This is a genomic window from Catenulispora sp. GAS73 (assembly GCF_041262085.1).
Lineage (GTDB): Bacteria > Actinomycetota > Actinomycetes > Streptomycetales > Catenulisporaceae > Catenulispora.
This window is the reverse complement of record NZ_JBGCCM010000001.1, coordinates 131,689-142,818: the sequence shown is the minus strand read 5'-3', so window position 1 is coordinate 142,818 and position 11,130 is coordinate 131,689. Positions and strand designations below refer to the sequence as shown.

The 11,130-nt window shown below is 71.6% G+C and carries 10 protein-coding genes and 2 pseudogenes; 9 read left to right on the top strand and 3 right to left on the bottom strand.

Going from position 1 to position 11,130, the window contains the following annotated elements; genetic code table 11:
• Window positions 1–47 precede the first annotated feature (47 nt).
• Complete coding sequence (locus ABH935_RS00550; RefSeq protein ID WP_370375739.1) at window positions 48–1,880, top strand: serine/threonine-protein kinase; 1,833 nt, start codon at window positions 48–50, stop codon at window positions 1,878–1,880.
• A gap of 271 nt (window positions 1,881–2,151) precedes the next feature.
• Window positions 2,152–3,742: pseudogene (kstD, locus tag ABH935_RS00545) on the top strand (3-oxosteroid 1-dehydrogenase).
• Between the two features lie 21 nt (window positions 3,743–3,763).
• On the opposite strand, the pseudogene ABH935_RS00540 reads toward kstD, so the two are convergent.
• A pseudogene (locus ABH935_RS00540) lies at window positions 3,764–4,024 on the bottom strand (hypothetical protein); the annotation flags it as partial.
• A 190-nt stretch (window positions 4,025–4,214) separates the two neighbouring features.
• Between ABH935_RS00540 and ABH935_RS00535 the strand changes: the two are divergent.
• The 6 genes from ABH935_RS00535 (at window position 4,215) to ABH935_RS00510 (ending at window position 9,393) form a co-directional block, all read left to right on the top strand.
• A complete protein-coding gene (locus ABH935_RS00535) occupies window positions 4,215–4,529 on the top strand; it encodes a hypothetical protein (RefSeq protein WP_370375738.1) in 315 nt (104 codons plus the stop codon).
• A gap of 73 nt (window positions 4,530–4,602) precedes the next feature.
• A complete protein-coding gene (locus tag ABH935_RS00530; RefSeq protein ID WP_370375737.1) occupies window positions 4,603–5,313 on the top strand; it encodes an SDR family oxidoreductase in 711 nt (236 codons plus the stop codon).
• 83 nt (window positions 5,314–5,396) lie between these two features.
• On the top strand, window positions 5,397–6,098 hold the full coding sequence (locus ABH935_RS00525; protein WP_370375736.1) for a hypothetical protein: 702 nt from the start codon (window positions 5,397–5,399) through the stop codon (window positions 6,096–6,098).
• Between the two features lie 89 nt (window positions 6,099–6,187).
• Window positions 6,188–7,051: a helix-turn-helix domain-containing protein gene (locus ABH935_RS00520; RefSeq protein WP_370375735.1), complete on the top strand. Its 864-nt coding sequence runs from the start codon at window positions 6,188–6,190 to the stop codon at window positions 7,049–7,051.
• A gap of 117 nt (window positions 7,052–7,168) precedes the next feature.
• The gene (locus ABH935_RS00515) at window positions 7,169–7,816 is read left to right on the top strand and encodes a TetR/AcrR family transcriptional regulator (RefSeq protein WP_370375734.1); all 648 of its coding nucleotides are present in this window, start codon (window positions 7,169–7,171) and stop codon (window positions 7,814–7,816) included.
• A gap of 119 nt (window positions 7,817–7,935) precedes the next feature.
• Window positions 7,936–9,393 (top strand): MFS transporter, encoded by a 1,458-nt coding sequence (locus tag ABH935_RS00510; RefSeq protein ID WP_370375733.1) that lies wholly within the window; start codon window positions 7,936–7,938, stop codon window positions 9,391–9,393.
• On the opposite strand, the gene ABH935_RS00505 is transcribed toward ABH935_RS00510, so the two are convergent.
• Entirely contained in the window at window positions 9,356–10,225 is an 870-nt protein-coding gene (locus ABH935_RS00505) for a hypothetical protein (RefSeq protein ID WP_370375732.1), read from the bottom strand. The two genes, ABH935_RS00510 and ABH935_RS00505, sit on opposite strands and share 38 nt — an antisense overlap.
• A 42-nt stretch (window positions 10,226–10,267) precedes the next feature.
• Between ABH935_RS00505 and ABH935_RS00500 the strand changes: the two genes are divergently transcribed.
• Window positions 10,268–10,783: a pyridoxamine 5'-phosphate oxidase family protein gene (locus ABH935_RS00500; RefSeq protein ID WP_370375731.1), complete on the top strand. Its 516-nt coding sequence runs from the start codon at window positions 10,268–10,270 to the stop codon at window positions 10,781–10,783.
• Window positions 10,784–10,863: 80 nt separating this feature from the next.
• Here the strand turns inward: ABH935_RS00500 and ABH935_RS00495 are convergent, their stop codons facing one another.
• Window positions 10,864–11,103: a DUF664 domain-containing protein gene (locus ABH935_RS00495; RefSeq protein WP_370375730.1), complete on the bottom strand. Its 240-nt coding sequence runs from the start codon at window positions 11,101–11,103 to the stop codon at window positions 10,864–10,866.
• Between the last annotated feature and the right edge of the window lie 27 nt (window positions 11,104–11,130).

Below are 11,130 nucleotides of genomic sequence, written 5' to 3'. Positions count from 1 at the left end.
TGCACCCAGGCTCCGGCGCCACAGTCCCCTGCGGAGGGCGGATCTCGATGCGGACGCGGTCAGGGCAGCCTCAGGCGTTCCACCCTGCCCGGATCGGGCCCTACGAGGTGGTGCGGCGCCTCGGCGCGGGCGCGATGGGCGAGGTGTACCTCGCGCGCTCGGCGTCCTCGCGGCTGGTGGCGGTGAAGACCATCCGGGCCGGGCTGGCCGAACACCCCGGGTACCGGCGCCGGTTCGCGCACGAGGTGGACGCGGCCAAGCGGGTCAGCGGCGCGTTCACCGCCGCCGTGGTGGGCGCCGACCCGCACGCCGACCTGCCGTGGCTGGCCACCGTGTACGTGCCCGCGCCGTCGCTGGAGGAGCTGGTGGCCACCTGCGGGCCGCTGGCGGTGTCGGCGGTGCGCTGGCTGGCCGCCGGCTGCGCCGAGGCGCTGGAGTGCGTGCACCGGGCCGGGCTCGTGCACCGGGACTTCAAGCCCGCCAACGTGCTCGTCACCGCCGACGGTCCGCGGGTCATCGACTTCGGGCTGGCCCGCCGGGACGGCCTGCCCCAGGGCACGGCCGTCGGGATGGTGCTCGGGACGCCGCTGTACATGGCGCCCGAGCAGGCCTCGGGGGACCCGGTCGTGGGACCGGCCGCCGACGTGTTCGCGCTCGGCGCGACGCTGTACCACGCGGCCACCGGCGCCGCGCTCTACCAGGAGGAGAAGGCGGTCGGGGTCCTGCTGCAGAAGATGCGGCGGCCCCCGGACCTCGCGCTGGTCCCCCGGGAGGTGCGCGGGCTGGTCGGGGCGTGTCTGGCGCTGAAGCCGACGGACCGCCCGACGCCCGCCTCGCTGCTCGCCGCCCTGGCGCCGCATCTGGCCGCGGCCGACGCCGCGCGGGCGTTGCCCGACACGGTGCTGGAGTACATCGAGGGGTATCGCAGCGAGCAGATGGAGCTGGTGCGGACGCGGCGTTCGACGCCGGACGCGGCGGCCGAGGCCGGGGAAGACGAGACCCATGTCGCGGTGCGTTCGGCCGACAGCCTCGGGGATCTCTCAGAACCCGTGGACGAGACGGTGTTCACCGGCGACGGGGCCCACGACGCCGCGGCCGGGACCGCCGACGACTCCCCGGACGACGACCTGCGGCCCCGCCACCCGTCGCTGCCGCCGGACCAGGACGGGTCGCACTGGGTGCCGGCGCGCCGGGCGGCGTCGAGCCGGCGGCGGGCCCGCGCCGGGTCCGGCGTCGGAAGGTGGGGGCCGGGCCGGTGGCAGCGCCGCTCGCCGATGGGGCCGGCGGTGGTCGCGGGCAGTGTGGTGCTGGCGATCGGCGCGGCGACGGTCAGCGCTCTGTTTCTGGCCGGTGTGGTGACGCTCGGCGGCAAGGCCTCGGACTCGACGCAGGCGGGGGCCGGGCCGACGGCCGGTGCGGCGGCGACTGGGACTACCGGGGCGACCAGTGCTCGGCCCACCGGCTCGCCTTCCGGTTCCCCGCCGCCGACCGCCTCGCCGCCCCCGCCGACTCGCAGCGGTCCGCCGCCGCAGGGCCCGCCACCGGGCGGAGGGCCGCCGCCGCAGGGTCCGCCGCCCGGCGCCGTGACCGTGGTGGACGGGACGCGGCTGGGCGTCCGGCCGCCGTTCGGCGACCCCCGGACCACCTTCATCCTGGACGGCGCCGGGTGGCCGGCGGGGCAGACGGTCACGATCACGTTCCTGGACGCCGCCGTGCCGCAGGCCGAGACCGTGGCCGACGGGAGCGGAACGTTCAACGTCGCGCTGGATCAGGGGGCCGGCTCGATCGTGCTGCCGGACGGGCGCTACCACGTGCGGGCCTCGTTGGGGAACCGGTCGTTGTCGGTCTCGTTCGTGGTCGGGCCGCCGCTGAACCCCTGACCCACGGCCGGGCCGGAAGGCCTCTTGACTTCCCAAGAACACTGGATCAGATTCCTGATGCGTTCTGACGCATCGTCAGGTCTCGGATTCGGAGGGCCCCATGCCCGAGCACGGAACAGACCTTTCCCGCCGCCGCGTCCTGCAGGGCGCCGCCGTGGGGACCACCGCCGCCGTCTTCGGCGCGGGAGCTTTCGGCGGTACCAATGCTTACGCCGACGCTCCCGTGCTCGGGACGTACGACGTCGTCGTGGTCGGCTGCGGCGCCGCCGGGATGACCGCCGCGCTCACCGTCGCGGCGCGCGGTCTGTCGGCGGTGGTCGTCGAGAAGGCTCCGACCTTCGGCGGCTCGGCCGCGCGTTCGGGCGCCGGGATCTGGATCCCCAACAACTCGGTGATCCTCGCCGCCGGCGTCCCCGACACCCCGGCCCTGGCGGCCGAATACCTCGCGGCGGTCGTCGGCGACGGTTCGACCCCGGCGCGGCAGGCCGCGTTCCTGAACAACGGACCGGCGATGCTGTCGTTCGTCATGGCGCACAGCCCGTGCCGGTTCAAGTGGATGGACGGCTACTCCGACTACTATCCGGAGCTTCCCGGCGGGATGCCCGGCGGTCGGTCGATCGAGCCGGACGTCATCGGCGTGCCGCATCCTGGGATCGGAGCTGGCGCACCTGAACCCGGCCTACCTGCCGGTGCCCGCCGGGCTGGTGGTGTTCAGCCAGGACTACAAGTGGATCAACCTGGCCGCCGTCAACGCCAAGGGCGCGGCGGTCGCCGCCGAGGCCGCCGCGCGCGGGGCCGCCGCCGCGTTGGCCGGGCAGAAGCCGTTGACCATGGGGCAGTCGTTGGCCACCGGGCTGCGCGCCGGGCTCATGCGAGCCGGCGTCCCGGTGCTCCTGAACACGCCGCTGACGGACCTGAACATCGTCAACGGGAGCGCGGCGGGAGTGGTCGTCACGCAGAACGGCACGCCGGGCCTGATCAACGCGCGCCGCGGCGTCATCGTCGGCTCCGGCGGCTTCGAGCACAACGCCGCGATGCGCGCGCAGTACCAGCAGCAGCCGATCGGCACGACCTGGAGCGTCGGCGCGAAGGAGAACACCGGCGACGGCATCCTGGCCGGCCAGCGCGCCGGCGCCGCGCTGGCGCTGATGGACGAGGCCTGGTGGGGCCCGACGATCCCCAGCGGCGACGGGCCGTACTTCTGCCTCGCCGAGCGGACCCTGCCCGGCGGTCTGATCGTGAACCAGGCCGGGCACCGCTTCGTCGACGAGGCGGCGCCCTACGTGGACGTGGTGCACACGATGTACCGGCAGAACGCCACCGCGCCCGACATCCCGGCCTGGCTGATCATCGACCAGAACTTCCGCGACCGCTACGTCTTCCGCGACATCCTCCCGACCCTGCCCTTCCCCGACTCCTGGTACCAGAACGGCTCGGTCTACCGGGACCTGACCCTGTGGGGCCTGGCGAACCAGATCGGCGTCTCCCCGTCGGCCCTGACGAACACCGTCACCCACTTCAACGGCCTGGCGTACACCGGCACCGACACGGACTACCACCGAGGAGCGAGCGTCTACGACCACTACTACACGGACCCGGCGGTGATCCCGAACTCGTGCCTGGCGCCGCTGTGGCTCGCGCCCTTCTACGCCCTGCGCATCGTCCCGGGCGACCTCGGCACGAAGGGCGGCATGGTCACCGACGAGCGGGCACGCGTGCTCCGGTCCGACGGCTCGGTGATCCCGGGGCTCTACGCGGCGGGCAACGCGAGTGCCGCGGTGATGGGGCACAGCTACGCGGGGGCGGGCTCGACGATCGGGCCGGCGATGACGTTCGGGTACGTTGCGGGGAACGATATTTGAGCTCGGGTGGGGGCGCGAACGTCAGGATGCGTCCACCGCGGCGAAGAAAGCGGGCTTCAGCGTCTCGGCGCACCACTGCTCGAAGCGGGTCGGCGAGGCGGTCTCCGGGGTGCGGGCCACGCCGGCGGCAGCGATGTCGGCGACGGCGACCATGGGTGTCTTGCGGTCGCCGTCCACGCAGTCGAGGAAGACGCCGTTCTCCCGGATCGAATCGACCTCCTCCAGCAGGTTCTCGAAGAACGACGGGTTGGCAGCTCGACGTCCCGGTGGCCCTGCCGCCGCTGGTCATCGGCATCGCCTGGCACCCTCGGCACACGGCCGATGGCGCGCACTTCTGGTTGCGCAGTGCGGTGCGCCGGGTTCTCGCGCCCTCGTGAGCGCAGACGCGTCTCAGGACCGGTCCTGAACGACGTGTGCCAGGGTTCTGCGAAGGCCGCCGGACGGCGGTCATGCCACCGAAAGAGGAGAGCTCATGACACTCAGGAACCGCCTCGCCGCGGTCGCCCTCGCGACCGGACTCGGCCTGGTCGGCGCGGCCTCAGCCGCCTCCGCCGAGGCTTCCACCGCCAGCCCCGCCACCGGCTACTGCTCCGGCGCGCCCGGCGGCTCGACCTACACAGGGCACTGCTACGGCTACGCCGCCGGAACCTGGTTCCAGGCCTACGCGCACTGCTCCGACGGCCATATCGCCATCGGCGGCCTGGCGCCGGCCGACGGCGCCGGCGGGTTCTCGACCGCCTACTGCGGCAGTGGCACCGCTCAGTACGGCTGGAACCAGGTGACCTGATACGGCCTCGAAGAGGTCGGATATCATGCGTCGGTCGACGTTGATCAACATCTGAAGCCCCGGAGGTCGCCGCATGGAACCTGTCACGTTGATCACCGGAGGTTCCAGCGGGATCGGTGCCGCCACGGCCCGTGCCCTGCTCGAACAGGGTCATCGGGTGGCGGTCACCGGCCGCGACGCCGACAAGCTGGCCGCGTTCGCCGCCTCCACCGACGCCGAGGCCGGCGCCGGGGACCGGCTGCTGACGATCAGCGGCGACGCCGCCGACGCGACCGACGTCGCCGCGACCGTTCGTCAGGTGGTGGACACCTGGGGCCGCCTGGACACGGTCATCGCCAACGCCGGCTTCTCCCTGCCCGGCACCCTGGAGGACCACGACCCCGACGCCATGCGTTCCATGGTGCTGACCAACGTCCTCGGTCCGGCCCTGCTCGTCCGCGAGACGCTGCCGCACCTGCGAGAGTCGAAGGGCCGGATCGTGGTCGTCGGCTCGGTCGCGGGCATCCGGTACACGCCCGGCAACCTGTACTCCGTCACCAAGTGGGCCGTGCACGCGCTGGTCGAGAACACCCGGCTGCTGGTGGCCAAGGACCACGTCGGCGTCACCCTGGTCGCCCCGGGCGTCGTGGACACCCCGTTCTGGGACGAGCGCGGCGGAGCACCGCAGGCGGCGCCGGCGCTGACCCCCGAGCAGATCGCCGCCGCGATCCTGTTCGCGGTCAACCAGCCCGAGGGCGTGGACGTCAACCAGCTCGTGGTGCGGCCCACCGGCCAGCTCGGCTGACCTGCCGCACCGGGTCGGCAGGTTCTAGGCCATCGGGGCGAACCGCGGAATGGCGCGCGTGCCCGGGGGAGAAGAACCCTGGCATGAGGCCGCTGACCAGAGTCGCCGCGCTCGCCGCGACGGTGGCGATCGCCGCGTGGGCCGGGGTGGAGACCATGCGCCACGCGGCGTCTCAGCCCACGCAGGCCAGAGCCGTGACGGCGACGGCGGACGCGCCGCTGCACCTTCACGTGCCCTCCCGTCTGGCCCCGGAGCCGACGCCGGCCACGCTCGCTGCGCCGGCCGTCGATCCGGGCACGCTGCCGCAGACTCGTGCCCTTCCGAGCAGCGCCGACCAGCAGTTCCAGGCCCGGTTGCACGCGCTGTGGCAGGGCATCGTCGACGACGATCCGCGGGAAGCCCACCCGTTCTTCTTCCCGAAGACCGCGTACGTCCAGCTCAAGGCCCTGTGGAACGCCGCCGGCGACTACGACCACCGCCTGCTCGGCTACTTCGACCTGGACGTGCACGCCGCGCACCGGCTGCTCGGCGCGGGCGCGCAGCGGGCCCGGCTGGCGGGGATCGACGTGCCGACCGGCAACGCGGAGTGGATGACGCCGGGATCCGAGGAGAACAAGATCCCTTACTACCGGCTCTACGGCTCCCGCGTCAGGTACACGCTCGACGGCGTGTCACACTCGTTCGGCGTCTTCTCGCTGCTGTCGTGGCGCGGGCAGTGGTACGCCGTGCACTTCGGGCCGTGGCCGCGCTGGGAGCGCTACGGGGACGTGTTCCAGGCTCGGTGAACCCGTGGTGAACCCCTCGGGGTTATCCCTGAGATTGCGAAATAGGCCGTGTCGCTGACTGTCGAGCCGGAAGCCTGTACCTTGTGCAGGTGAGCGAGGCGCAAGGCACGTCCAGCACTGTTCGACGCCTCATGCTCGGCTCCCAGCTGCGGCGCCTGCGCGAGGCGGCGCACATCACGCGGGAGGCGGCGGGTTATGAGATCCGCTCCTCGGAATCGAAGATCTCGCGGCTGGAGCTCGGGCGCGTCGGCTTCAAGGTCCGCGACGTCGCGGACCTGCTGACCCTGTACGGCGTCACCGACGAGCAGGAGCGCGCGCCGCTGCTGTCGATGGCCGACGCCGCGAACGCGGCCTCCTGGTGGCACGGCTACCACGACGTCCTGCCCAGCTGGTTCGCCAACTACGTCGGCCTGGAGGCGGCGGCCGACCTGATCCGCACCTACGAGGTCCAGTTCATCCCCGGCCTCCTCCAGATCCCGGACTACACCCGCGCGGTGGTGGCCAGAGGCAACACCGCCCTCGACGCGGACGTCGAGCGCCGCGTCGCGATCCGCCAGGAACGCCAGCACGTCCTGTCCCGCGACGAGAACCCGCCCCGCTTCTGGGCGGTACTCGACGAGGCAGCCGTCCGGCGCCCGATGGGCAGCCCGGAGATCATGCGCCGGCAGCTCACGCACCTGCTGGAGCTGATGGAGCGGCCGAACGTCACAGTGCAGCTGCTGCCCTTCGAGTGCGGAGCCCAGGCCGCCGACGCCGGCGCCTTCACCATCCTGCGCTTCGCCGAGCAGGACCTGCCAGACGTCGTCTACCTGGAGCACCTGTCCGGGGCGCTGTATCTGGACAAGCCCGACGATGTGGACGTGTACCTGCAGGTGATGGAGCGGACCAGTGTCAACGCGCTGACTCCGGTGCTCACCACCGAGGCGTTGGCCAAGCTCATCAACGAGTTCTGACGCGTCGCTCCGGTGCCGGTGCCGGTGTCAGGGACAGGTGCGCTTTTCCATTTGTCGTAACGCGCCATTAACATGGGTTTTCAGCCAGTACGGAGACCCATCACGGAAGGCGCCACCATGGCCCAGACGCAGCCCGCGACCGAACCCGCGCGGCGCGGCGGCAGGCCGCCGCTGAGCGAGTCGCGCAAGGACGAGATCCGGCTGGAGATCGCGATCGCCGCGGTGCGCCTGTTCACCGCGCAGGGCCTGGACGGCACGTCGGTCGCGCAGATCGCGGACGCCGCGGGCATCGCCACCCGCACGCTGTGGCGCTATTTCCCCAGCAAGGAGGCCTGCGCCGCGCCGCTGCTGTCGTTCGGCCTGGACCGGTTCACCTCCTACGTGCGCGACCTGCCCGCCGACCGTCCGCTCGTCGAGGCCGCCGACGACACCCGCTGGTTCAGCGACGCCGCCTCGCCGACCCGGGTGCTGCTGGTCATCGACCTGCTGCGGCTCACGCACACCGAGCCGCTGCTGGACGCGGTGTGGAGCCGCTGCTACTCCGAGGCGGTGGCGCCGCTGGCGCAGGTGCTGGCCGAGCGCTTCGGCCTGCCGGGCGACGACCTGCGGGTCCGGGTCAAGGCCTCGATGCTGCTGGCCGCGATGCACCAGGGCCTGCGGCACTACGTGTGCCGCGCGCCGGGGGAGCGCGGGCTGTCGCTGGAGGACACCATCCGGGCCTCGGCGCGGATCGGGCTGGCCGCGGCGGAGGCCGGGGATGTGTGATCGGGGCCACTCGGCACCTTACTGTCGCAGTGTGCCATTTAGTCGGTAGGGTGGGCGGGTCGCTGGACGGCATCGTCCGACGACCCGCATTCCTCTTTCCGATCTGGAGCCGTCGCACCATGCCCAGACGTCCGGCGGACGCCTCGCGTCCCCACTACAACGTCATATTCGCGGTCCTTCTCATAGGCATCTCCGCGTACGCCGTCCTGCAGTCGCTCGTCGCCCCGGTCCTGGCGACCTTCATCACGGCCCTGCACACGACGCAGGACACTGCGACGTGGCTGATGACCGCCTACCTGCTGGCCGCCTCGGTGGCCACCCCGATCCTGGGCCGCGTCGGCGACAAGGTCGGCAAGGAGCGGATGCTGGTCATCACGCTGCTCGCGCTGACCGTCGGCTCGGGCCTGGCGGCACTGTCGCACTCGGTCGGCCTGATGATCCTCGCCCGCGCGATCCAGGGCCTCGGCGGCGGCCTGCTGCCGCTGTCCTTCGGCATCATCCGCGACGAGTTCCCCGCCGAGAAGGTGAACGCCGCCATCGGCCTGGGCTCGGCCACCGTCGCCGTCGGCGGCGGTCTCGGGCTGCTGATCGCCGGCCCGATCGTCACGCACCTGAACTACCACTGGCTGTTCTGGATCCCGATGGTCCTGACCGCGGTCGCGACCGTCGCCTGCTGGCTGTGGGTGCCCGAATCCCCGGTGCGCACACCGGGGAAGATCAGCTGGGGCGCGGCGGTGCTGCTCTCGGCCTGGCTCGTGATGCTGTTGCTGGCCGTCAGCGAGGGTCCGACCTGGGGCTGGGGCTCGACGAAGGTGATCGGCCTGTTCGTCGGCGCCGTGGTCTGCCTGCCGCTGTGGATCTGGACCGAGCTGAAGTCCAGCGCCCCCTTGATCGACATGCGGATGATGCGGCTGCCGGCGGTGTGGACCACCAACGTCGTGGCGATGCTGTTCGGCGTCGGGATGTACACGGTGATGACGTTCCTGCCGCAGCTCGTGCAGACCCCGAGGAAGGTGGCCGGCTACGGCCTGAGCGCCAGCATCACCCAGTCCGGCGTCTACCTGCTGCCGATGACGGTCTTCATGTTCCTGCTCGGCATCGCCGCGGCACCGCTGGCCAAGCGGATCGGCCTGAAGGCCGTGCTGGTGCTCGGATGTGTGGTCAGCATCCCCGGCTTCGCGGCACTCGCCCTCGGACATTCGCAGGGCTGGCAGATCTACGTGGCCTCCGGCCTGCTCGGCGTCGGCATCGGGCTGGCGTTCTCGTCGATGTCCGCGATCGTGGTCCAGTCGGTCCCGGCCTCGCAGGTCGGCGTGGCCAGCGGTATGAACGCCAACATCCGGACCATCGGCGGCGCGATCGGCAGTGGTGTGGCGGCCAGCGTGCTGGCCTCCGGCGTCACGGTCGCCAACCCGATCCCGAAGGACTCCGGCTACACGAACGTCTTCTGGCTGCTCGTCGTCGCCGCGGTGCTGGCGTCACTGGCCGCGCTGATCATTCCGGCGGTGAAGGGCCGAGCGGCGCCGCCCGACGAGCAGCTCAGCGTCGACGACGCCGAGCTGCCCGCTGCCGTGTGATCCGGCCGCTGGAGAAGGGTTCGCCGGCGAGCGTCAACGCGTCGGGGACGCACAGATCGAGGGCCGCCCACTCCGGGCGGCCGGCGATCTCCGTCAGCCACGCGCGGCGCTCGTCCGGCTCTCCGGCTCGCACCGACTGGCTGAACTGGCCGAGCTCCTGCAACTCGGGGGCCAGTCGGTAGCGCGCCTGGCAGGAGACTCGGACGATGTCGCCGCCGACGTCGTCGCTGCGCGCGAACAACCGGGCCATGGCGAGGGTGAACATCGGCTCGCCCTCGTACCACTGCTCGCCGTAGTGGTACAGGAGCAGGTCGGCGTCGGGCAGGTCGCACGTCGCGACCTCGCGCATCGCCATGGCGGTGAACGAGCGCAGCATCTGCACGGCGACCGAGCCGTCGTCCTCGCACTCTTCCCGGCTCAGCAGCGACCACCAGGCGCCGGCGACCTCGTTGACGTAGAGCGGCCGGCTGAGCAGGGCAGGCCTCTGATTCGCGTCGCCGTCGACGACGGTCCCGTCCGTCAGGTACTCCTCGCCGTCGTCGCCGACGAGCCGGGCGCCGAGCTGCTCGGCGAGGCGTGCGACGGCGCCGGTGTCGGAGTACGCGGCACGGACGGTGATTCCGCCGTTGCGCCAGTAGAGCGAGGCCGGATGATCGCCGCCGTCGTGGAGCGCGTAGACCGTGACCGATCCGGTGTCCGTGGAGACGAATCCGCCGTCGGGGACCATGCCCGGCCAGCTCTCGGCGACCGCGCGCCATTCCTCCCGCGAGATCGGGTACTCGCGGCTGTACAGATCCCACCCCGCCCGCGTGATGTGCAGGTCGTAACCCATATGGGCGCTCCATGTGTCGGTAGGGCGTGAAATATTCGCACCATGCTCGAAACCACCGAAGAACTGGCTGCCTTGCAACGTCTCCTCGACGACAGCGCTGCTGCTGCCGGGCCGCATATGCGGGACATCATCACAGATGATCGTCGGATGGACGCCGGCGCGTTGGCCGTGCGCCTGCAGGGCATGTGCCTGATCACCGTGGCGACCGTGACCGCCGATGGACGTCCGCTCACTGGTCCGTTCGACGGGTACTTCCTGCACGGGTCGTGGTGGTTCAGCTCGGGTCCGGAGGCGGTGCGCATCAGGCATCTGAAGGCGCGGCCGGCGGTGAGCGCGACGTACCTGCCGGGGGAGGAGCTGGCGGTGACGGTGCATGGGCGGGCTGAGTTGTTCGATCTGCATGGGCCGGAGTGTGCGGAGCTGCGGCAGACGATGCTGGATCACTATCTGCCGAAGCAGCCCGGCTTTCAGGAGTGGATGGAAGGTCTGACCGGGGCCTTCGGCGTGCGCGTTGACGCGCGGAAGCTCTTCACCTTCTCGGATTCGACGCAGGGCTGACGACACCGAGAGCTGACGACGCTGAGGGCTGACGACACCGAGGGGGCTTCGCGCTAGCGACCGACCGCGGGTACCTCGTGTCACCGACCGGTCGTGCCGTCGATGAGCTCCCGCAGAATGTCCGCATGGCCTGCGTGCCGGGCGGTCTCCTCGATCATGTGCGTCAGCGCCCAACGCAGGGTCGGCGCCGGCTTCGTTCCCGGCTGCGGCCTCGGAACCGGCGCGCCGAGATCGCCGCAACCGGGAACGAAGCCGGCGGTGAGCGCGCCCCTCCAGCGTTGGCGGACTCGCGGGGACTCGGCACCTGATCTTGCTGCCATGGCAAGACGTGCCTGGCCCCGGCATCT

Bases quoted from the DNA above. Each gene is read 5' to 3' on its own strand.
- ABH935_RS00500 (WP_370375731.1), top strand. From the start codon at position 10,268: ATGCTCGAAACCACCGAAGAACTGGCTGCCTTGCAACGTCTCCTCGAC.
- ABH935_RS00515 (WP_370375734.1), top strand. From the start codon at position 7,169: ATGGCCCAGACGCAGCCCGCGACCGAACCCGCGCGGCGCGGCGGCAGG.
- ABH935_RS00530 (WP_370375737.1), top strand. From the start codon at position 4,603: ATGGAACCTGTCACGTTGATCACCGGAGGTTCCAGCGGGATCGGTGCC.
- ABH935_RS00550 (WP_370375739.1), top strand. From the start codon at position 48: ATGCGGACGCGGTCAGGGCAGCCTCAGGCGTTCCACCCTGCCCGGATC.
- ABH935_RS00510 (WP_370375733.1), top strand. From the start codon at position 7,936: ATGCCCAGACGTCCGGCGGACGCCTCGCGTCCCCACTACAACGTCATA.
- ABH935_RS00535 (WP_370375738.1), top strand. From the start codon at position 4,215: ATGACACTCAGGAACCGCCTCGCCGCGGTCGCCCTCGCGACCGGACTC.
- ABH935_RS00505 (WP_370375732.1), bottom strand. From the start codon at position 10,225: ATGGGTTACGACCTGCACATCACGCGGGCGGGGTGGGATCTGTACAGC.
- ABH935_RS00525 (WP_370375736.1), top strand. From the start codon at position 5,397: ATGAGGCCGCTGACCAGAGTCGCCGCGCTCGCCGCGACGGTGGCGATC.
- ABH935_RS00495 (WP_370375730.1), bottom strand. From the start codon at position 11,103: ATGGCAGCAAGATCAGGTGCCGAGTCCCCGCGAGTCCGCCAACGCTGG.